The 21,847-nt window shown below is 62.3% G+C and carries 20 protein-coding genes; 13 read left to right on the plus strand and 7 right to left on the minus strand.

Going from position 1 to position 21,847, the window contains the following annotated elements; translation table 11 throughout:
- Positions 1–60 precede the first annotated feature (60 nt).
- The 5 genes from NGR_RS17765 to hflX all read left to right on the plus strand — a co-directional run bounded on the left by NGR_RS17765 (position 61) and on the right by hflX (position 6,314).
- Positions 61–2,334 carry a sensor histidine kinase NtrY-like gene (locus NGR_RS17765; protein WP_012707856.1) on the plus strand — a complete coding sequence of 758 codons (2,274 nt, stop codon included), beginning with the start codon at positions 61–63 and terminating at the stop codon, positions 2,332–2,334.
- Positions 2,324–3,688: a two-component system response regulator NtrX gene (ntrX, locus tag NGR_RS17770; RefSeq protein ID WP_012707857.1), complete on the plus strand. Its 1,365-nt coding sequence runs from the start codon at positions 2,324–2,326 to the stop codon at positions 3,686–3,688. Before NGR_RS17765 ends, ntrX begins: the two co-directional genes overlap by 11 nt.
- A gap of 8 nt (positions 3,689–3,696) precedes the next feature.
- The gene (locus NGR_RS17775) at positions 3,697–4,560 is read left to right on the plus strand and encodes a D-amino-acid transaminase (RefSeq protein WP_012707858.1); all 864 of its coding nucleotides are present in this window, start codon (positions 3,697–3,699) and stop codon (positions 4,558–4,560) included.
- Positions 4,561–4,667: 107 nt separating this feature from the next.
- The gene (hfq, locus tag NGR_RS17780) at positions 4,668–4,910 is read left to right on the plus strand and encodes an RNA chaperone Hfq (RefSeq protein WP_003535434.1); all 243 of its coding nucleotides are present in this window, start codon (positions 4,668–4,670) and stop codon (positions 4,908–4,910) included.
- Between the two features lie 81 nt (positions 4,911–4,991).
- The gene (gene hflX / locus NGR_RS17785; RefSeq protein WP_012707859.1) at positions 4,992–6,314 is read left to right on the plus strand and encodes a GTPase HflX; all 1,323 of its coding nucleotides are present in this window, start codon (positions 4,992–4,994) and stop codon (positions 6,312–6,314) included.
- 24 nt (positions 6,315–6,338) lie between these two features.
- Here hflX and mazG read toward each other — a convergent pair whose 3' ends face one another.
- Entirely contained in the window at positions 6,339–7,172 is an 834-nt protein-coding gene (gene mazG / locus NGR_RS17790; RefSeq protein WP_012707860.1) for a nucleoside triphosphate pyrophosphohydrolase, read from the minus strand.
- A gap of 4 nt (positions 7,173–7,176) precedes the next feature.
- Entirely contained in the window at positions 7,177–7,764 is a 588-nt protein-coding gene (locus NGR_RS17795) for a deaminase (RefSeq protein ID WP_012707861.1), read from the minus strand.
- A gap of 229 nt (positions 7,765–7,993) precedes the next feature.
- Here NGR_RS17795 and cysG point away from each other — a divergent pair, with 229 nt between their 5' ends.
- The 5 genes from cysG (at position 7,994) to NGR_RS17820 (ending at position 12,952) form a co-directional block, all read left to right on the plus strand.
- Complete coding sequence (gene cysG, locus NGR_RS17800; protein WP_012707862.1) at positions 7,994–9,454, plus strand: siroheme synthase CysG; 1,461 nt, start codon at positions 7,994–7,996, stop codon at positions 9,452–9,454.
- 10 nt (positions 9,455–9,464) lie between these two features.
- On the plus strand, positions 9,465–9,782 hold the full coding sequence (locus NGR_RS17805; protein ID WP_012707863.1) for a DUF2849 domain-containing protein: 318 nt from the start codon (positions 9,465–9,467) through the stop codon (positions 9,780–9,782).
- 14 nt (positions 9,783–9,796) lie between these two features.
- Positions 9,797–11,470, plus strand: coding sequence for a nitrite/sulfite reductase (locus NGR_RS17810; RefSeq protein WP_012707864.1), 1,674 nt, complete (start codon positions 9,797–9,799; stop codon positions 11,468–11,470).
- A 26-nt stretch (positions 11,471–11,496) separates the two neighbouring features.
- The gene (locus NGR_RS17815) at positions 11,497–11,994 is read left to right on the plus strand and encodes a DUF934 domain-containing protein (protein WP_012707865.1); all 498 of its coding nucleotides are present in this window, start codon (positions 11,497–11,499) and stop codon (positions 11,992–11,994) included.
- Between the two features lie 145 nt (positions 11,995–12,139).
- On the plus strand, positions 12,140–12,952 hold the full coding sequence (locus NGR_RS17820) for a ferredoxin--NADP reductase (protein WP_012707866.1): 813 nt from the start codon (positions 12,140–12,142) through the stop codon (positions 12,950–12,952).
- 88 nt (positions 12,953–13,040) lie between these two features.
- Here the strand turns inward: NGR_RS17820 and NGR_RS17825 are convergent, their stop codons facing one another.
- Positions 13,041–13,658 (minus strand): GntR family transcriptional regulator, encoded by a 618-nt coding sequence (locus tag NGR_RS17825; RefSeq protein ID WP_012707867.1) that lies wholly within the window; start codon positions 13,656–13,658, stop codon positions 13,041–13,043.
- An 89-nt stretch (positions 13,659–13,747) separates the two neighbouring features.
- Between NGR_RS17825 and NGR_RS17830 the strand changes: the two genes are divergently transcribed.
- Entirely contained in the window at positions 13,748–14,641 is an 894-nt protein-coding gene (locus NGR_RS17830) for a dihydrodipicolinate synthase family protein (RefSeq protein ID WP_012707868.1), read from the plus strand.
- Positions 14,642–14,861: 220 nt separating this feature from the next.
- Complete coding sequence (locus NGR_RS17835) at positions 14,862–15,803, plus strand: IS110 family transposase (protein ID WP_012707869.1); 942 nt, start codon at positions 14,862–14,864, stop codon at positions 15,801–15,803.
- Positions 15,804–16,027: 224 nt separating this feature from the next.
- Here the strand turns inward: NGR_RS17835 and NGR_RS17840 are convergent, their stop codons facing one another.
- The 4 genes from NGR_RS17840 to NGR_RS17855 form a co-directional block, all read right to left on the minus strand.
- A complete protein-coding gene (locus NGR_RS17840; RefSeq protein WP_012707870.1) occupies positions 16,028–16,804 on the minus strand; it encodes an amino acid ABC transporter ATP-binding protein in 777 nt (258 codons plus the stop codon).
- Between the two features lie 12 nt (positions 16,805–16,816).
- The gene (locus NGR_RS17845; protein WP_012707871.1) at positions 16,817–17,971 is read right to left on the minus strand and encodes an amino acid ABC transporter permease; all 1,155 of its coding nucleotides are present in this window, start codon (positions 17,969–17,971) and stop codon (positions 16,817–16,819) included.
- A gap of 4 nt (positions 17,972–17,975) precedes the next feature.
- A complete protein-coding gene (locus NGR_RS17850; RefSeq protein WP_012707872.1) occupies positions 17,976–19,169 on the minus strand; it encodes an amino acid ABC transporter permease in 1,194 nt (397 codons plus the stop codon).
- A gap of 92 nt (positions 19,170–19,261) precedes the next feature.
- Positions 19,262–20,287, minus strand: coding sequence for an amino acid ABC transporter substrate-binding protein (locus NGR_RS17855; RefSeq protein ID WP_012707873.1), 1,026 nt, complete (start codon positions 20,285–20,287; stop codon positions 19,262–19,264).
- A gap of 339 nt (positions 20,288–20,626) precedes the next feature.
- Between NGR_RS17855 and NGR_RS17860 the strand changes: the two genes are divergently transcribed.
- Positions 20,627–21,814 carry a cystathionine beta-lyase gene (locus tag NGR_RS17860; protein WP_012707874.1) on the plus strand — a complete coding sequence of 396 codons (1,188 nt, stop codon included), beginning with the start codon at positions 20,627–20,629 and terminating at the stop codon, positions 21,812–21,814.
- The last annotated feature ends 33 nt before the right edge of the window (positions 21,815–21,847 follow it).

A 21,847-nucleotide genomic window follows, 5' to 3' on the forward strand; every position in this document is an offset into this window, starting at 1 on the left:
TCCGGAATTGCAGGCGGGTGCCGGTGTCTTCGGGCGCCGGTTTTAGGGGAAGCTTTTTTCATGGTGGATGGAATGGCCTTGCCATTGGGCACCGAGGAGCGTGTTGCGGCTGCCCAGGATCGGCGAGCCTCCTTCGCGTTCCCGGGTCTGATGCTGGCCACCGGTGCACTGGTCTGCGCCACCCTGTCGCTGCTCGTCCTTCTCGGCCTTACCCCGGTCCGTCCGGAACGAAACATCGTCATCGCCTGCGCCGGCATCAACGGCGTCTTCGTCGTCGGACTGATCTATCTCATTGCCCGCGAAATCATCCGGCTGCTTCGTGCCCGCAGCAAGGGCAGGGCCGCGGCGCGGCTGCATGTGCGCATCGTCGCCCTGTTCTCGATCGTCGCGATCACACCGGCCATCCTCGTCGCGATTTTTGCCAGCATCACCCTCGATGTCGGCCTCGACCGCTGGTTCTCGCTGCGCACCCAGGCGATCGTGCGCTCCTCGCTGAACGTCGCCCAGGCCTATGTGCTGGAGAATGCCAGCTATCTGCAGGGGCAGACGGTGTCGATGGCCAATGACCTCGAGCGCAACCGGCAGCTCTACGCCCTCGACCGCACCGGCTTCACCGAACTGATGACGCGGCAGGCGAGGGGGCGCGGCATGCTCGGTGCATTCCTCGTTCGCGCCGACGGCAGTGCCATCCTCCAGGCCAATATCTCGACCGAGCGGCCCTTGCCCGCCATCCCGCAGGACGCGCTGAAAAGCACGGTCGCCGGACAGCCGACGCTCATCCCTCCGGGGGTGACCAATCTGGTAGGCGCGGTCGTTCCGCTCGAGAATTTCCCCGGAATCTATCTCTATACGCTTCGAAACGTCGATCCCGAAGTCATGCGCTCCATGCGGCTGATGGAGGAGAACACCGCCGAGTACAAGGCACTCGAGGCGGGGCGCACGTCGCTGCAGATCGCCTTTGGCGTCCTCTATATCGGCTTCGCGCTGATCGTGCTCCTGGCGGCGATCTGGACAGCTATCGCCGTTGCCGACCGCATCGTCCGGCCGATCCGGCAGCTGATCGGCGCGGCCGACAGCGTCGCCTCCGGCAATCTCGACGTCGTCGTGCCGGTGCGTGCCGTCGACGGTGACGTCGGCAACCTGTCGCGCACCTTCAACAAGATGGTCAGCGAGATCAGGACGCAGCAGGATCAGATCCTTGTCGCCAAGGACGAGGTCGATCAGCGCCGCCGCTTCATCGAGGCGGTGCTGTCCGGCGTCACGGCAGCCGTGATCGGTGTCGGCCGGGACCGGCGCATCACGATCGCAAATCCCTCGTCGGAGGAATTCCTGCGCAAATCGGCTCCCGGACTGCTCGGAGCGAGCCTGCGCGACGTAGCGCCGGAGATCGAGGAAGTGCTGGTCGAGGCGGAAAGTCGCTATCGCAACGACTACCGCAAGCAGATCAACATCATGCGCGGTGGAACCGAGCGAACCCTCAACGTTCAGGTGACGCGTGAGGAGGGCGAAGGGTCGCTCGGCTCCTACGTCATCACCATCGACGACATCACCGACCTGGTCATTGCCCAGCGGTCGACGGCCTGGGCGGACGTGGCTCGGCGCATCGCGCATGAGATCAAGAACCCGCTGACGCCGATCCAGCTTTCCGCCGAGCGCTTGAAACGGCGCTATGGCAAGCAGATCGACCAGCAGGACAAGGCGGTATTCGACCAGTGCACGGATACGATCGTGCGCCAGGTGGAAGACATCGGCCGGATGGTCGACGAGTTCTCGGCCTTCGCGCGCATGCCGAAACCGACGAAGGAAAAGTCCGACCTGCGTGCAATCCTCAAGGATGCCGTCTTCCTGCGCGAGATGGGCAACAGCCACATCACCTTTATCAGGGATTTCGGCGATGAGGCGCTCGAGGGCCAGTTCGACGGGCGCATGCTCGGCCAGGCCTTCGGCAACATCGTCAAGAATGCGGTGGAGGCGATCGAAGCCGTCCCGGCCGAGGCGGCCCGCGGCGCGCCCAGGATATTGGTGCGCTCCCGCCGCGACGGTGCCACAGGGCGCTTCGTGGTCGATGTGATCGACAACGGCAAGGGGCTGCCGACCGAAAACCGGCACCGGATTCTGGAGCCATACATGACGATGCGCGAGAAAGGCACCGGGCTGGGACTCGCTATCGTCAAGAAGATCATTGAGGACCATGGCGGACAATTGGAATTGCACGATGCACCGGCGGATTTCGACGGCGGCGTCGGGGCGATGATCCGCGTGATCCTGCCGCTCGCCGGCGAAACCGGGGGCGATGAGACTGTGAAGGATAAGGGTAATACCAATGGCGGCTGACATTCTTGTTGTGGACGATGAGGAAGATATCCGCGAGATCGTCTCGGGCATCCTCTCGGACGAGGGCCATGAGACACGGACGGCTTTCGACAGCGACAGCGCGCTCGCGGCCATCAACGACCGCGTGCCGCGGCTCGTCTTCCTGGACATCTGGATGCAGGGCAGCCGGCTGGACGGGCTGGCGCTGCTCGACGAGATCAAGGGCCGTCACCCCGACCTGCCGGTGGTGATGATCTCCGGCCACGGCAACATCGAGACGGCCGTTTCGGCGATCAAGCGCGGCGCCTACGACTTCATCGAGAAGCCGTTCAAGGCCGACCGGCTGATCCTGATTGCCGAGCGGGCCTTGGAAAACTCCAAGCTGAAGCGCGAGGTCTCCGAGTTGAAGAAGAGGTCCGGCGATCCGGTGGAACTGATCGGCACCTCGGTCGCGGTCTCGCAGTTGCGCCAGACGATCGAAAAGGTCGCCCCGACCAACAGCCGCATCATGATCCAGGGACCCTCCGGCTCCGGCAAGGAACTGGTGGCGCGCATGATCCATCGCAAATCGACGCGCGCGACCGGCCCCTTCGTGGCCTTGAATGCGGCCGCCATCACGCCGGACCGCATGGAAATTGCGCTCTTCGGCACCGAGGGCACGTCCGGTCAGCCGCGGCGCACCGGTGCGCTGGAAGAAGCCCATGGCGGCATACTCTATCTCGACGAGGTCGGCGAAATGCCGCGCGAGACGCAGAACAAGATCCTGCGCGTGCTCGTCGATCAGCAGTTCGAGCGTGTCGGTGGTTCGAAGCGCGTCAAGGTGGATGTCCGCATCATTTCCTCGACCGCCTACAACCTCGAAAGCATGATCGCGGATGGCCTCTTCCGGGAGGATCTGTACCACCGGCTGGCCGTCATCCCGGTGCGCGTTCCGGCGCTGGCGGAGCGACGGGAAGATATCCCCTTCCTGGTCGACATGTTCATGCGCCAGGTGAGCGAACACGCCGGCATCCGTCCACGCAAGATCGGCGAAGATGCACTCGCGGTGCTCCAGGCACATGACTGGCCCGGCAATATCCGGCAGTTGCGCAACAACATCGAACGCCTGATGATCCTTGCCCGCAGCGACGGGCCGGATACGCCGATCAGCGCCGACATGCTGCCGAGTGAGGTGGGCGACACGCTGCCGAAGATTTCCGCCAAGGGCGACCAGCACATCATGACGCTGCCGCTGCGCGAGGCTCGCGAAATGTTCGAGCGGGACTATCTGATTGCCCAGATCAATCGCTTCGGCGGAAACATTTCACGCACGGCGGAATTCGTCGGCATGGAGCGCTCGGCCCTGCACCGCAAGCTGAAATCGCTGGGCGTCTAGGAATCTCCATGCCGAGAACCGCCTATGTGAACGGCGCCTATGTGCCGCACTCCGAAGCTGCAATCCATGTAGAAGATCGCGGCTTCCAGTTTGCCGATGGCGTCTACGAGGTCTGCGAAGTGCGTCACGGCGTTATCGTCGATCTCAGCCGCCACCTCGACCGCCTCGACCGGTCGCTCAGCGAACTCAGGATAAGCTGGCCGATGAGCCGGGCGGCGCTCATCCACATCATCCGCGAAGTGCTGCGCCGCAACCGGGTCAGCAATGGGCTCTTCTATCTTCAGGTGACGCGCGGGGTCGCCCGGCGCGATCACGTCTTTCCGGCGAAGGGCACGCCGCCATCGATCGTCGTCACGGCCAAGCGGACGGATGCCGCCGCGATCGCTCGGAAAAATGCCGTAGGCATCGCCGCGATAACCGTACCGGAGAACCGCTGGGACCGGGTCGATATCAAAACGGTGGGGCTTCTCCCGAATGTTCTCGCCCGCCAGAGGGCGAAGGAACTCGGCGCGCAGGAGGCGATCTTCGTCGATGCGGACGGCATGGTCAAAGAAGGGGCGGCGACCAATGTGTGGATCGTCGACGGTGAGGGAATGCTGCGCACCCGCCCGGCCGAACATGGCATCCTGCGCGGCATCACGCGCACGACGCTGATGGACGTGGCGAAGCCGCTCGGCTTGACGATCGAGGAGAGAGCCTTTTCCGTCGAGGAGATGCTCGGCGCCCGGGAGGTGTTCGTCACGGCCGCGACGAGCATCTGCTTTCCGGTCGTTTCGATCGATGGAAAGACGATCGGCAACGGCCATCCGGGAAGCATAGCACAGAATATTCGTGAAGCCTTTTTCGACGTTGCGGAAAAGACGGCGATTTGATACCAAACTTCAAGAGGTGTCGGGGGAAGGCTTCTGTGACACTTCGGATCGCAAATTTGACAAAATGCACCGGCGCCAAAGCCGGCAAATAAGAAAGAAGCGGCGCGATGGCGGAACGTTCTCAAAACTTGCAGGATCTTTTTCTTAATACGGTTCGCAAGCAAAAGATTTCATTGACCATTTTCCTTATCAATGGCGTGAAGCTGACGGGTGTTGTGACATCTTTTGACAATTTCTGTGTCCTGTTGCGCCGTGACGGCCATTCTCAGCTCGTCTACAAGCACGCCATCTCGACCATCATGCCGGGCCAGCCCCTGCAAATGTTCGAGAATGAGGAAGCGGCATCCTGACGGGACCTGAGGATCATTACCAAACGCAATTCGAAATCGCCGTCGTCGATCATTCCGGAGCTTGAGAAGCGCCGCGACGACATGCGCGCGGTCGTTGTCGTGCCGGTCCTGAAGAGGACGGGCAAGCCGGCTGCTGAGTTGACTGCCGCGAGCGGGCGCTCCGACGAAAGCCGGCTGGAAGAGGCGACCGGCCTTGCGCTCGCCATCGATCTCGACGTCGTGCACGGCACGGTCGTTCCCGTCGCGCAGCCGAAACCCGGCACGTTGCTCGGCAGCGGCAAGATCGAGGAGATCGGCCACATCCTGAACGAGAAGGATGCGGGCCTCGTCATCGTCGACCACCCGCTGACGCCGGTGCAGCAGCGCAATCTCGAGAAAGAGTGGAACGCCAAGGTCATCGACCGCACCGGCCTCATTCTGGAGATTTTCGGCCGGCGGGCCTCCACCAAGGAAGGCACGCTTCAGGTCGATCTCGCGCACCTCAACTATCAGAAGGGCCGGCTGGTTCGAAGCTGGACCCACCTCGAGCGCCAGCGCGGCGGTGCGGGCTTCATGGGCGGCCCGGGCGAAACCCAGATCGAGGCCGACCGCCGTCTTCTGCAGGAGAGGATCGTGCGGCTGGAGCGCGAACTGGAACAGGTGCGGCGGACGCGCCAGCTGCATCGTTCGAAGCGCAAGAAGGTGCCGCACCCGATCGTCGCGCTGGTCGGCTACACCAACGCCGGCAAATCGACGCTCTTCAACCGCATGACCGGTGCCGGCGTGCTGGCCGAGGACATGCTCTTTGCGACGCTCGATCCGACGCTCCGGCGGCTGAAGCTGCCGCATGGCCGGATGGTCATTCTGTCCGATACGGTCGGCTTCATCTCCGACCTGCCGACCCACCTCGTCGCGGCCTTCCGCGCGACGCTAGAGGAGGTGCTCGAAGCCGACTTGATTCTCCACGTGCGAGATCTCTCCGACCCGGACAATCAGGCGCAGGCGAGCGACGTGCTGCGCATCCTTGCCGATCTCGGCATCGACGAGAAGGAAGGTTCCGAGCGCATCGTCGAGGTCTGGAACAAGATCGACAGGCTTGCGCCTGAAGTGCGCGAGGCGCTCGTGAAGAAAGCGGCGAGCGCCGACAACACCGTCGCCGTATCGGCGATTACCGGCGAAGGCGTTGACGATCTGCTCGGCGAGATCGGCGGACGGCTGTCCGGTGTCATGACCGAGTGCACTGTCGCGCTGGGATTGGACCAGCTGCAGCTCCTGCCCTGGATCTATGAGCACGCGATCGTCGATGGCCGCGACGATCTCGAAGACGGAAGGATCAGCCTCGACCTGCGCTTGACCGAGGCCGAGGCCGCCGAGCTCGAAAGGCGGCTGGGCAACGGCCCCAAGCCCGTCGAAGAGGATTGGTGAGCGTATTGACGTAACGGCATGCCGTTACGTCAATTGCCTTTCGATCGCCTTTGCCGCCTGCCAGAGTTCTTCCATGCGCTCCAGCGATGCGGCATCAAGGGTCTCGCCACCGGCATGCAGTTCCTGCTCGATATGGCTGAAGCGGCGCCGGAATTTCGTGTTCGTGCCACGCAATGCCATTTCCGGATCGGTGCCGACATGGCGGCCGATATTGACAAGCGCAAAGATCAGATCGCCGAGTTCGTCGGCAACCTTGCGCCGGTCGCCATCATTCAGTGCCTGCCGCAACTCGCCGATTTCCTCCTCGACCTTGTCGAGGATCGGTGCGGGCTCCGACCAGTCAAAGCCGACCTTGGCGGCGCGCTCCTGAAGCTTCAGGGCCTCGACCAGGGCCGGAAAGCTGCGCTGCACGGAACCGAGATGGCCGGAATGCTCCTCCAGCGGCAGGCCGCGCCGCATGCGGCGTCTGTGCCGGTCGGCTTTCTCGGCCTGCTTGATCTCGTCCCACTGCAGCTTGACCGCCTCGGGTGTATCGGCATCGGAGCGGGCAAAGACATGTGGATGGCGGCGGATCATCTTGCGGGTGACGGCTTCGACCACGTCGCCGAAGGAGAACTCGCCGACCTCCTCCGCCATCTGCGCGTGATAGACCACCTGCAGCAGCAGATCGCCGAGCTCGTCGCAAAGATCGTCCATGTCATGACGCTCGATCGCGTCGGCGACCTCGTAGGCTTCCTCAATCGTGTAGGGCTTGATCGTCTCGAAGGTCTGGACGATATCCCAGGGGCAGCCGGTCTTCGGTTCGCGAAGTGCTGCCATGATAGCGATGAGGCGTTGAATATCGCGAGAAGGTTCCATTGGCTCAATTCAGCGGTATGGCGTTGTTGTCCTTGCCCGCCTGATAGGCTTCCGACAGGCGGTTGTAGCGTTCGCGGATGCGGGTGTCCTGGGCCGCGAGCCGCTTCGCCGTTTCCGGGTCGGCATCGCGCATCAGCGCCGCAATCGAGGCCGATTTCCAGAACGCATTTTCCTGGGCATAGCCGCCGGGTTCAAGCCGGAAGACTTCCTTGAGGATCTTCAGGTCGTGAGGGATCGAGAAGCTGTCGCGCGAATCCTCGTGGCTGAAGAAGTAGTAGAAATTGTCGAAGCCGGCCCAGGTGATTGCGGAGAGGCACATGGAGCAGGGCTCGTGCGTCGACAGGAAGATCAGGTCGCGCGTGTCGCGCTTCTCCGCCATTTCATAGAAGCGCTTCAGCGTGTGGACCTCACCGTGCCAGAGCGGATTTTCGGTCTCGTTGTTGGTCTCGGCCAGCACGAGCGAGAGATCGGCCTTGCGCAGGATCGCGGCGCCGAACACCTTGTTGCCGGCCGCGACACCCTTCGCCGTCAAAGGCAATATGTCGTTCTCGATGACCGCCAGCAGGCGCTCGGCCAGTTCGGATTGATTCATGTCTGCAGTCTCCCGCGGATCGCTGCCGGCATTTAACGGAGGTCTTGCCGCAGGCGCAATGGCGCTGCCGATCTGCCCACGCTCTTCCTCCGGAGATATTTGCTCAAAAAGATTGGCTGTCGAGCAAAACAATACGTGGCCGGAAAGCCATAGAAATTTCTGTTTCTTCAATTGTCTGCGGCTATGAGGGATATTCGCCGCAGCCTGTAGAAGGAGCCGCCCTCTCGATATGTCGCAGCAACTGTCCGTTTTTCCGGCATTCTTTCGCGTCGCGCAGAAGCGCGTGGCGGTATTCGGCAATGGGGACGAGGCCTTTGCCAAGGTGCGGCTGCTGCTGAACACCGAGGCGCACATCCGAGCTTATGCGGAACAACCGGAGTCGGCCTTCGAGGCTTTCCTGAAGGAAAAGGGCATCGAGACGGTTCGCGCAGCCTTTGCCGATCATCAGGTCGAAGGCGCCGTACTGGTCTTTGCCGCCACCGGCAATGCGGCTGCCGATCGGGTGATCGTCACTGCGGCACGCGAGCGCAAGATCCCTGCAAACGCCGTCGACCAGCCCGACTATTGCGATTTCCTGACGCCGGCACTCGTCAATCGCGCCCCGGTCGCCGTCGCGATCGGCACGGAAGGGGCAGGCCCGGTTCTGGCGCAGATGATCCGCGCGCAGATCGATCAGTTGCTGTCGCCTTCGCTCGGCATCGTCGCGACCTTGGCCGCAAGCTATCGCGAGGCCGTCGATCGCCTCGTTCCGCGCGGCGTGGCACGCCGCGTCTTCTGGCGGCGCTTCTTTTCGGGGCCGGTCGCCGATCATGTGGCGCTCGGCGATCTCTTTTCCGCCCGTCGCGAGGCGTCGCGGCTGCTGGACTCTGCCGACCGCGTTTCCGGGCATGTCTGGCTGGTTGGTGCCGGTCCGGGTGCTGAGGATCTGCTGACGCTCAGGGCGCAGCGAGTGATGATGGAAGCCGACGCGATCGTTTATGATGCGCTTGTCCCGCAAGCAATCGTCGACATGGGCCGCCGCGACGCCGAGCGGCTTTCGGTCGGCAAGCGCAAGGGCTGCCACACCAAATCTCAGGACGAAATCAACCACTTGCTGGTCAGGCTCGCCAAGGAAGGCAAGCGCGTCGTGCGGCTGAAATCCGGCGATCCGCTGATCTTCGGCCGGGCCGGCGAGGAGATGGCCGCCCTGCGCGAGGCCGGCGTGACCTACGAGATCGTCCCCGGCATTACCTCCGCCTTTGCCGCGGCCGCGGATTTCGAGCTGCCACTGACGCTTCGCGGTGTCGCATCGTCGCTGGTCTTCACGACCGGCCATGATCTTGCCGGGGAAGTGCTTCCCGATTGGGCGCGGCTTGCCGTTTCCGGCGCGACGATTGCGGTCTATATGGGCCGCACGGTGGCCGCTTCGGTTGCCGGTCGGCTGATGCAGGCGGGGTTGCCGGCGGAGACGACCGTCGCCGTCATCGAGAATGCCAGCCGCGCCGAGCGGCGTCTGCTGCACGGCATCCTTCGTGAACTGCCGGATATCGAGAACCGGACGGAGCTCGACGGCCCGGTCATGGTGATCATCGGCGACGCGGTCGCCGGCGCGAACTTCGACCGCTCGGAGCCGCTTGCTGCCGGTCGGCGTCACGGTGCAGATGCAAGTGATACTTCCGGCGCCAAACGCGCCGAACAGATGTTGAATTGAGGACGAGGTGATGGTGAGCAAGGTTTTGACGGCAAATCGCTTGGCGGACGGCATTTCCGTCTGGCTCGATGCCTCCGGCAACTGGGTGGAGTCGCTGCAGGATGCCTTCATCGCCCGTCATGCGGAGGCCGTCGCCGCCCTCGAGGCAACCGGCAAGACAGCCTTCGCCGACAACAAAGTCGTCGACGTCAATGTCGTTGACGTGGAAGAAGTAGACGGCATACTCCGGCCGCTCCGCATGCGCGAGCGGATCCGGGCGGAAGGCCCGTCGATCGCCTACGCTGCCGGTTATCATGGGCTTTCCGGCCCGAAGAATTTTGCTGCCTGAGGACCTGAGCTTCCATGTACCGTTACGACGAATTCGACCACGCCTTCGTTTCCGCACGCGTCGAGCAGTTCCGCGATCAGGTCCAGCGGCGGCTGTCCGGTGAACTTGCCGAGGATGCCTTCAAGCCGCTGCGGCTGATGAACGGTGTCTATCTGCAGCTTCACGCCTACATGCTCCGTGTCGCCATTCCCTACGGCACGCTGTCGAGCCGCCAGATGCGCATGCTCGCCCATATCGCCCGCAAATACGACCGTGGCTACGGGCATTTCACCACCCGCCAGAACATCCAGTACAACTGGCCGCGCCTTTCCGACACGCCGGACATCCTGAACGACCTGGCGAGTGTCGAGATGCACGCGCTTCAGACCTCCGGCAACTGCATTCGCAACGTTACGGCCGATCATTTCGCCGGTGCCGCGGCGGACGAAGTCGCCGATCCGCGTCCCTATGCGGAAATTCTGAGGCAATGGTCGAGCGTCCATCCGGAATTCTCGTTCCTGCCGCGCAAGTTCAAGATCGCCGTCACCGGTGCCGAGCGCGACCGCGCCGCCATCCAGGTGCATGACATCGGCCTTCATCTGAAGAAGGACGAGAACGGCAAGCTCGGCTTTGCCGTCTATGTCGGCGGCGGGCAGGGCCGCACGCCGATGATCGCCAAGAAAATCCGAGACTTCCTGCCGGAAGAGGATCTGCTTTCCTACACGACGGCGATCATGCGCGTTTACAACCTTCATGGTCGACGCGACAACAAGTACAAGGCGCGCATTAAGATCCTCGTGCACGAGACCGGCGCGGAGGAATTGGCGCGTCAGGTCGAGGTTGAATTCGCCACCCTCAAGGATACCGAACTGAAGCTGCCCGACGCCGACATCCAGGCGATCGCCTCCTATTTCGCGCCGCCGGAACTACCGAATCGTGCGGAAGGCTGGGGCAATCTTGCCCGCTGGAAGAAGGCCGACGAGGCCTTCGCTCAGTGGGTCCACCAGAACGTCCAGCCTCACAAGCATCCCGACTACGGCATGGTGACGATTTCGCTGAAGCCGATCGGCGGCATTCCGGGCGACGCGACCGACAGCCAGATGGATCTCGTGGCGGATATCGCCGAGGAATATGCCTTCGACGAGATCCGCGTCAGCCACGAGCAGAACCTGATCCTCCCACACGTGGCGCTGGCCGACCTCGAGCCGGTCTACCGGGCGCTGGTCGCCTCAGGCCTCGCCACCGCCAATGCCGGACTGATCACCGACATCATTGCCTGTCCGGGGCTGGACTATTGCGCGCTTGCCAATGCGCGCTCGATCCCCGTCGCGCAGGAGATTTCCAGCCGCTTCGGCTCGTTCGAGCGGCAGGCCGAAATCGGCGAGCTGAAGATCAAGATTTCCGGCTGCATCAATGCCTGCGGGCACCACCATGTCGGCCATATCGGCCTCTTGGGCGTGGAGAAGAAGGGCGCAGAACTCTATCAGATCACGCTCGGCGGCTCCGGTGACGAGAACACTTCGATCGGCGAGATCATCGGCCGCGGCTTCGAGCCGGAGAAGGTGACGGATGCGGTGGAGACGATCGTCGACACCTATCTCGGCCTGCGCCGCGACAAGTCTGAAACCTTCCTCGAAGCCTATCGCCGCGTCGGGCCGCAGCCTTTCAAGGACGCCCTCTACGGCGGCGGCGCTCAGGAAGCCGCGTGAACGAAGCCGCATAAGGATTTGAGAAGATGACGAAAATCTGGAAAGAAGGCGGCTTCGTGAATGATGACCCCTGGGTCGTCGAGACCGAGGAGGTGAAGGCCGGCACGAACGAGAAGGCGATCCTCGGCCTCGACGCGTTCGTGGAGCAGGCAGCAAACGGTGCTTCGGGTCTCGGAGTCCTGATCGGCCCGGCGGACGACGTGACGCGGCTGGCACCGCATCTGGACCGGATCGCGCTGGTGGCATTGGCCTTTCCCGCCTTCAACGACGGGCGCGCCTTCAGCCATGCCTCGCTCTTGCGCAGCCGTCTGGGCTTCGAAGGCGAAGTCCGCGCGGTCGGCGATGTCTTGATCGACCAGATCCCGCTGATGCTGCGGTGTGGCATCGACAGTTTCGCAGTGACGAATGCGACGGCGATCAACAGGCTCTCGGAAGGGCGCCTGCCGGGCATCGCAAATCACTATCAGCCGACCGCAAAACCCTCGACCGACGCCAAATCCTACAGTTGGCGCCGCGTTTCTTAAAAAAACGCGGTCCGCGACAGTGTGAAGCAAGCCGAAATGTCAGAAAGAGCCTATATTTGGAAGGGAATTCCTTTCAATTTGCCAAGGCTTGGAATATCCGCTCGTAGTTGATAAAAAGCCTCACCATTACAGGACTGAAGCCACGATGAATGCGCCGGCAAAAAAGGAAGAATTCGCGGTACAGATACCGGCGGGTGTTTTCGCCGAAACGGTCACGAGCGTCGAACACTACACGGACCGGCTCTTCCGCTTTCGCATGACGCGCCCGCAGGAGTTCCGCTTCCGCTCCGGCGAGTTCGCGATGATCGGGCTGATGGTCGGCGACAAGCCGGTCTATCGTGCCTATTCGATCGCCAGTCCCGCCTGGGACGAGGAACTGGAGTTCTTCTCGATCAAGGTGCCGGACGGACCGCTGACCTCGCATCTGCAGGGCATCAAGCCCGGCGACCAGGTGCTGATGCGCAAGAAGCCGACCGGCACGCTGGTGCTTGATGCGCTGGTGCCCGGCCGCAGGCTCTACATGTTCTCGACCGGCACCGGCATCGCTCCCTTTGCGAGCCTCATCCGCGACCCGGAGACCTTCGAGAAGTTCGAGGAAGTCATCCTCACCCATACCTGCCGCGATGTGGCCGAACTGAAGTACGGCTTCGATCTCGTCGAGGAAATCCGCAATCACGAGTTCTTGAACGAGATCGTCGGCGACAAGCTGCGCCACTACGCAACGGTGACGCGCGAGGATTATCCCTTCAAGGGCCGGATCACCGACCTGATGACCAACGGCGAGTTCTTCTCCGACCTCGGCCTGCCGCCGCTCGACCCGGCGATCGATCGCGGCATGATCTGCGGCTCGACGGCCATGCTGAAGGACACCAAGGAAATCCTCGAGGCAGCGGGCCTTACAGAAGGCGCCAACAACAAGCCTGCCGAATTCGTCATCGAGCGCGCTTTCGTCGGCTGAGCCGGTAACCGACAAACTGATCGGAAGGGGAGGTGCATCCTGCGATGCGCCTCTTTTTCATTTGCCGGCCGTGCAAGAGGAACAAACGCTACGCGTCCGCCAGATAGTCCATTAGCTGCGACATCGAGGCGGCAGCACCGGCAGGGTCCGCCGTCTCGATCGCGCGCATGACCTTGACGTGGCGCGCCACCGAGCCTTTCATCTTTTCCGGCGAGGCGGAAGCGAACCAGATGCGGCGCGCATGCGTCTGGAGCGGAGCCAGTGCCGCCGTCAGGTAGCGGTTCGGGCAGGCCTCTTCCATCACCTCGTCGAACATCTTGTCTGCGACCAGAAAGCCCTCCAGATCGCCGCGACCGGCGCAGTCCTGCATCAACTGCCTGCAGTCGCTTATCACTTGGCGGGCCTCGGTGCTTGCATGCTCGGCCACAAGCGCCGCTGCCAGGGGTTCGAGCTGTTGACGCGTTTGCATCACATGGACACGATCGTCCGGTCGGATGCGGCTGATCTGCAGCCCGACCCGCGGGCGAACCTCGATCAGCCCCTGCCAGGCGAGTTTCTGGATCGCCTCGCGGACCGGCGTGCGGCCGTGGTTGGCGAGCTCCAGCAGTTGTCGTTCGGTAACGAGTGTTCCCGGCTTCAGCTTCAAGGTGACGATCAGACGTTCGAGCGCCAGATAGGCGAGGTGGGCCTGCGATTGCAATGACATGAACGTCCTCGGATGTGATATATCAGAGATTGACACAGTTTCGAAATCGTGGCAAGTAAGCTGATATATCAGCACCAAGGAGGCTTGCCATGTGGCGCGGCGTATTTCCGGCAGTAACGACAAAATTCACGACTGAGGGCGATCTCGACAAGGCCGAGATGGAGCGCTGCTTCGCGCTGCAGTTCGACGCAGGCGTCGACGGCATGATCGTCTGCGGTTCTCTCGGCGAGAACATGACGCTGGAGGCGGAAGAGAAGGTCGAGATCCTGAAGATTGCAAAGTCGGTCGCCAGCGGCAAGCCGGTGCTGATGACCATCTGTGAAAGCGCCACGCGGCGCGGCGAGGCTGCGGCGAGGGCGGCAGCCAAGGCCGGGGCCGACGGTCTGATGGTTCTGCCAGGCGTGCCCTACAAGTCCTCGCCGGCGGAAACGCTCGCTCACGTCCAGGCGGTCGCCGCCGCCGGCGGGTTGCCGATCATGGTCTACAACAATCCGGTCGCCTATGGCGTCGACGTGACGCTTGCGATGTTCGATGAACTCGCCAGGAACGAACTCGTCGTCGCGATGAAGGAGTCGACCGACGACATCCGCCGCGTCACCGACGTGCTGACCCGCTTCGGGGAGCGTTTCGACTGCTTCACCGGCGTCGACAACCTGGCGCTCGAAAGCCTGCTGATGGGAGCCCACGGCTGGGTCGCCGGCCTTGTCGTCGCCTTCCCGAAGGAGACGGTTGCGATCTGGAAACTCTCCCAGGCCGGTCGTCTGGAAGAGGCGAGGGCGATCTACCGCTGGTTCCGTCCGCTGCTCGATCTCGACGTCTCCACCAACCTCGTCCAGAACATCAAGCTCGCCGAGGTCTTCGCGATCGATTCCAACGATCGCGTCCGCGCCCCGCGCCTGCCGCTCGCCGGCGGAGAGCGTAAGCGGGTCGAAGGTATCATCGAATCCGCGCTTGCCAAGCGGCCGGCGCTGCCGGTGCTCTGAGTGGGGTTGTATACGACAGTGTCTGCCCCTTGTGTGTCGCGAATCAGCGATTGTGTTTCCGTCACGGAGCGCAGGCGCGCCTGCGCTCCGTGACGGCGGCCGAGAGCCCGTCGCCCCTCAGGAGCCTAACCCGTGGATGAGCTGGGGCCCGACCGCCTTCTTTTAGAACCCGAACAGTTGCAAGGGGCAAGGCCCCCGAACCGCAAGGATGGGACGAAAGATGGTCGAAGACGGTCTGGTGGTTGGAATCGATGTTGCCAAGGGATGGCTGGACGTTGCCGTGCTGCAAACCGGCGAGAGCTTTCGCGTCGATAACGACGCGGCCGGCTGGGCGGAGCTTGTTAAGCGGTTGAAGCGCCGCCAGGTACGGGCGGTCGGGCTGGAGCCGAGCGGCGGCTACGAGCGCGGCCCGAAACAGGCGTTGCAAAAGGCTGGCCTACCGGTCAGGAACGTCAACCCGCACAAGCTGCGTCACTTCGCTCGTGCGCTCGGCAGGCTGGCCAAGAACGACCGCCTCGATGCGGCGGTCATCGCCCGCTACACCGCCGACATGCCGACGCGGGAGATGCGCGTCGATCCGTTGCGCGAGCAGCTCGCCGAACTGGTCGGCGCCCGCCGGCAGCTCAGCGACGACAAGGTCAGCCTCAAGAACCAGCTCGATCAGGTGCGCGACCCGGTGGTCCGGCGCATTTTTACCCGCCGCCTGCGCAGCATCGAGGCCAACATCCTGTTGCTGGAGAAGCGCCTGGCCGAGCTCGTCGCCAGCGATGCCGGGCTGGCCGAAAAGGATCGGCTGATCCAGTCCTTCAAGGGTGCCGGGCCGGTTCTCAGCCACACGCTGCTGGCGCTCGCCCCGGAGCTCGGCCAGGCATCAAGGCGCGAGATCGCCGCGCTTGTCGGTCTGGCGCCCTATGACCACGACACCGGCGTCTTCCGCGGCCGGCGCAGCATCTGGGGCGGCCGTGCCGAGGTGCGCGGCGTGCTCTACATGGCGGCCCTGACCGCCTGCCGCGCGAATCCGCTGCTCAAGGCATTCCACCAGCGCCTGCTTGCTGCCGGTAAGAAGCCGAAGGTCGCACTCATAGCCATCGCCCGCAAGATCCTCACCATCCTCGGCGCCATGCTGCGCAACGGCCAATCGTGGCAGCCTACGCTTAGCTAAAAAACACAGTTGCTCATCCCGCTGCCGCGACCTTCTCCCCGCAAGCGGGGAGAAGGGGACTCGCGGGAACGCTGTGCCCCAACAGTCCCCTCTCCCCGCCCTGAGGGGAGAGGGTTAGTCCTCGGGTTAAACCCGAGGAGAGGGGCAATTAAGTCACGGTCTCTGAACTGAAAACGGCCCGCCTGTTCAGGCGGGCCGTTTGCGTTGGCATCTGTCTGCCCAAATCAGTGCAGGATCTGGCTCAGGAACAGCTTGGTGCGTTCGTGCTGCGGATTGTCGAAGAACTCGGCCGGCGAATTCTGTTCGACGATCTGGCCCTGGTCCATGAAGATGACGCGGTTGGCCACCTGGCGCGCGAAGCCCATTTCGTGGGTGACGCAGAGCATCGTCATGCCTTCTTCGGCGAGGCTGACCATGGTGTCGAGCACTTCCTTGACCATTTCCGGGTCGAGCGCCGAGGTCGGCTCATCGAACAGCAGGATCTTCGGCCGCATGCACAGCGAGCGGGCGATCGCGACGCGCTGCTGCTGGCCGCCCGAGAGCTGGCCCGGATATTTGAGGGCTTGCTCGGGGATCTTGACGCGCTTGAGGAAATGCATGGCGATTTCCTCGGCTTCCTTCTTCGGCATCTTGCGCACCCAGATCGGTGCGAGCGTGCAGTTTTCCAGAATCGTCAGATGCGGGAAGAGGTTGAAGTGCTGGAAGACCATGCCCACTTCGCGGCGCACTTCGTCGATCTTCTTCAGGTCGTTGGTGAGCTCGATGCCGTCGACGACGATCTTGCCCTTCTGGTGCTCCTCGAGCCGGTTGATGCAGCGGATCATCGTCGATTTGCCGGACCCCGACGGGCCGGCAATGACGATGCGTTCGCCGCGCATCACTTTGAGATTGATGTCGCGCAGGACGTGGAAGTCACCATACCACTTGTTCATATTGCTGATTTCGATCGCGACATCCGTCGTCGATACGGTCATTTTCGATGCAGCGGCAGTGTTTGCCATATGTTTCCCCTTTTATCGTTGGCTCTTGTCGAGCAGGCGTTCCATGAAGCCTGAATAGCGCGACATGCCGAAGCAGAAAAGCCAGAATACGAAGCCCGCGAAGATCAGGCCGGTGATCGGCGTTACGGCGGTAGCCCAGTTTGCGTCGGTAAAGTTGAAGCGAACGATGCCGAGCAGATCGAACATGCCGATGATCGAGACGAGTGACGTGTCCTTGAACAGGCCGATGAAAGTATTGACGATGCCCGGGATCACCAGCTTCAGCGCCTGCGGCAGGACGATGAGGTTCATTTTCTGCCAATAGCTGAGACCCAGCGAATCGGCGCCCTCATACTGGCCCTTCGGAATGGCCTGCAGACCGCCGCGCACCACTTCCGCCATATAAGCCGAAGCGAAGAACGACACGCCGATGAGCGCCCGCAGGAATTTGTCGAAAGTGACGCCCTGCGGCAGGAACAGCGGCAGCATGACGCTTGCCATGAACAGTACCGTGATCAGCGGAATGCCGCGCACGATCTCGATGAACACCGTGCAGAGCATCTTGATCACCGGCATGTCGGACCGCCGGCCGAGTGCCAGCAGAATGCCCAGCGGCAATGAAACCGCGATACCGACGAAAGACAGGGCAAGTGTGACCATGAGGCCACCCCAGAACGCCGTCTCGACATAGACGAGGCCGAGCCAGCCGCCGGGAAGCAGGATGGTGGCGACGATCGGCAACGCGGCAAACAGAAGGATCGCGTTCAATCCCTTGTAGGGGATCTTGGGGATCAACATCGGCACAAGGAACAGGACGAACAGGATTCCGACCAGAGCCGGGCGCCAGCGTTCCTCGAGCGGATAGCGGCCGAAGACGAATTGTCCGAACTTCGCATTGACGAAGGCCCAGCAGGCGCCGCTCCAGCCGTCCGGCTGCGAACCTCCTTGGGAGAGGGTGGCGCAGACGCCACGACCGCCCCCCGTCCAGGCCGCGTCGATGAAGAGCCACTGAATTGCAGGCGGCACCAGCCATGCCAGGATGAGCAGGCTGATGATCGTCAGAACGGTGTCCTTCGGTGTTGCGAAGAGGTTTTTCCGCAGCCACGAGACAACGCCGCTTTCCAGTGCCGGGGCAGGCGAAGCGTCGACCATGGAGGAGCGGACAAAAGCTGCTTGATTCGTGCTCATGATCTCACCTCTCCACCAGCGCCATGCGGGCGTTGTACCAGTTCATGAACAGCGAGGTGGCGAGGCTCAGGCTGAGATAGACGATGATCCAGATGCTGACGACTTCGATCGCCTGTCCGGTCTGGTTGAGGATCGTGCCGCCAACGGCGACGAGATCCGCATAGCCGACGGCCACCGCGAGCGATGAGTTCTTGGTGAGGTTGAGATACTGGCTGGTCAATGGTGGGATGATGATGCGCATTGCCTGCGGCACGACGACCAGACGGGTCGTCAGCCTCGGACGGATGCCAAGTGCGTGAGCCGCTTCCGTCTGCCCCTTTGAGACCCCCCGGATGCCCGCCCGAACGATCTCTGCAATGAAGGCTGCCGTGTAGAACGAAAGCGCGAGGAAGAGTGATATGAATTCCGGTCCGACGACCGAACCGCCCGTCAGATTGAACTTGCCGGCGATCGGAATGTCGAAAGTCAGCGGAGCTCCGGTTGCAAGGAAAGTTATCAGCGGTAGACCGATGAGCAAGCCGAGTACGATCCACAAAACGGGCAGCCGCTGACCGGTTGCCTCTTGCCGTTGCCGGGCATAGCGGGCGAAGACGACGCTTGCGACGGCGGCGATGATCAATGCGAACAGCGTATATTGGGAGCCCTCTCCGAAGATAGCTCTCGGGAAGGCGACGCCGCGATTGCTGACATAGATGTCCAACGGCAGGGCGAGCGCCTCCCGCGCCTGGGGCAGGATCGCCAGAACGCCGCTATACCAGAAGAAGATAACCAACAGCGGCGGAATGTTGCGGAACACCTCGACGTAGGCGAGCGAGAGTTTGGCGATGATCCAGTTGTGCGACAGACGTCCAATACCGACGATGAAGCCGATGATGGTTGCCGTGATGATACCGGTGACCGCCACCAGCAGTGTGTTGACGAAACCAACGACCAGAGCGCGGCCGTAGCTTGAATCGCTCGTGAAGGCGATCAGTGATTGTCCGACATCGAAGCCCGCCCGGCTGTTCAGAAAGCCATAGCCGGATGCGATGTTCGCGCGCTGCAGGTTCTCGACCGTGTTTTGAACGATCCAATAGACGAGAACCGCCAGAATGATGATGGTGACTGCCTGGTAGAAGATCCCGCGCACCTGTGGATCGTTTATTATCGATCCGGAGGATTTGCTTCTCTCAGGCGCGTTGGTAACGCCAATGGCCATACAATGCCTCTTTCCCCAATCCGCCCTTGTTGGGCGTTCTTATCGTTGCGGCGGAGGGGCGGCATGCCGCCCCTCCGCTGTTTTCGAACCGATCAGCGAACCGGCGGAGCGTACTGGATGCCGCCCTTGTTCCACAGCGCATTCAGGCCGCGCTCGATCTTCAGCGGGCTGCCTGCACCGATGTTGCGGTCGAAGACTTCGCCATAGTTGCCGACGGCCTTGATCACGTTGACCGCCCACTCGTTGGTGAGCCCGAGGTCCGTGCCGATCTTGCTGTCGGCTTCGACGCCGAGGAAGCGCTGAACGTCAGGGTTCGGCGACTTCTTCATTTCCTCGACATTGGCTTGCGTGACGCCGAATTCCTCGGCCTGGATCAGGGCATAGTGAACCCAGGTGACGATATCGAACCACTGGTCGTCGCCTTGGCGGACGGCCGGACCGAGCGGCTCCTTCGAGATGATCTCCGGCAGGATCATGTGATCGTCCGGCTTGGAGAGGGTGAGGCGCAGCGAATAGAGGCCGGACTGGTCGGTCGTGTAGACGTCGCAACGGCCCGCGTCGTAAGCGGCGTTCACTTCCTCGAGCTTCTCGAAGACGACCGGGTTGTACTGCAGGTTGTTGGTCTTGAAGTAGTCGGCGAGGTTCAGCTCGGTCGTCGTGCCGGTCTGGACGCAGACGGCTGCGCCGGAAAGTTCGAGCGCGGACTTCACGTTGAGGCTCTTGCGAACCATGAAGCCCTGGCCGTCATAGTAGTTGACCGGGCGGAAGTTGAAGCCGAGCGCCGTGTCGCGGTTGATGGTCCAGGTCGTGTTGCGGGCGAGCACGTCGACTTCGCCGGACTGCAGCGCCGGGAAACGCTCCTTCGCGGAGGTCGGCGTGTACTTCACCTTGGTGGCATCGCCGAAAACCGCTGCAGCGATCGCCTTGCAATAATCGACGTCGAAACCGCTCCAGTTGCCGGATGCGTCAGGGGCTGCGAAACCGGCGAGACCGGTGTTCACGCCGCACTGGACAAAGCCCTTGGCCTTCACGTCGTCAAGGGTCGCGGCCGATGCCGCCTGTGCGCCAATCCCCATGACAGCAGCGCCAAAAAGAGCTGTCAGAATTCTTCTTGCCATTTTTTGAACCTTTTCGGTTGTTCGTAAGTTCCCGTCTGCACCGTGCGTTCTGTCGGCGCGTGCAGCCTCAGCCACCCTCCTGGCATGAGTGCAATCTATCTCATGCTCAAAATCCATGAGGGTCAAGTGATGTTGCTGATTTTCTGATTTTCCATGTGAAAAACTGAAAATTCGCCAGAACTTTAAGCAGATTCTGCCGGAAATCGTCCGCTTCTGGATAAAAAACCGTCAGATGTACGCATTTGGGAGCTTAACGCCGCGGCGTCGAATTTTTCCTTGACCCCACCCGTGCCGCGTTCGATGAGTTTCCATCGAGTTTTCAACGGCGGATTCGTTAAAATGGCAGACAAAATAAACGCGCGTGGCGAGATCGGCATCAACACCCGCCTCGCGCACACCGGCAACAATCCTTCCGACTTCCATGGATTCGTCAATCCGCCGGTGGTCCACGCCTCCACCGTGCTGTTCCCGAATGCCAAGGCAATGGAAACGCGGGCGCAGAAATACACCTATGGCACGCGCGGCACGCCGACGACCGATGCGCTCTGCGACGCAATCAACGAACTTGAGGGAGCCACCGGAACGATTCTCGTGCCTTCGGGTCTCGCCGCCGTCACGGTGCCCTTTCTCGCCTATCTTTCCTCCGGTGACCACGCCCTGATGGTCGATTCGGTATATTTCCCGACCCGGCATTTCTGCGACACGATGCTGACCCGCCTGGGCGTTACGGTCGAATATTACGATCCGATGATCGGTGCTGCCATTGAGAGCCTGATCAGACCGAACACGCGGCTGGTGCACACGGAGGCGCCGGGCTCGAACACATTCGAGATGCAGGATATCCGGGCCATTGCCGATGCCGCCCACCGCCACGGCTGTGTCGTCACCATGGACAACACCTGGGCCACGCCGCTCTACTTTCGGCCGCTCGACCACGGCGTCGACGTGTCCATCCACGCGGCGACCAAATACCCGTCCGGACACTCGGACGTACTGCTTGGGACCGTTTCCGCCAACGCGACGCATTGGCCGGCCCTGACCGAGGCGATGGTCACGCTCGGCGTCTGCGTCTCGCCGGACGACAGCTACCAGATCCTGCGTGGCCTCAGGACCATGGGCATTCGCCTCGAGCGCCACCAGGAAAGCGCGCTGGCGATTGCCCGTTGGCTCGAAAGTCGTGAAGAGGTGGCGCAGGTGCTGCATCCGGCTCTGCCGAGCTTCCCCGGGCACGAGCTCTGGAAGCGCGACTTTGGCGGGGCGAGCGGCATTTTCTCATTTGTCCTGAAGGCCGAGCCGGAAACAGGCAAGGCGAAGGCGCATGCCTTCCTCGATGCGCTGTCTTTCTTCGGCCTTGGCTATTCCTGGGGCGGCTTTGAGAGCCTCGCGCTCCATGCAAACCTCTCCGATCGCAAGGTCGCCAAGGCTCCGTCCGGAGGCCCGGTCATCCGGCTGCAGATCGGCCTTGAAGATGTTGCCGACCTGCGACGCGACATCGAAGCGGGACTAGCTGCGGCCAACGCCGTCTGAGCGATGAAGAGGCCGTGCGGTGCAGGCGGAGAA

It is taken from the genome of Sinorhizobium fredii NGR234 (assembly GCF_000018545.1).
Taxonomy (GTDB): Bacteria; Pseudomonadota; Alphaproteobacteria; order Rhizobiales; family Rhizobiaceae; genus Sinorhizobium; species Sinorhizobium fredii_A.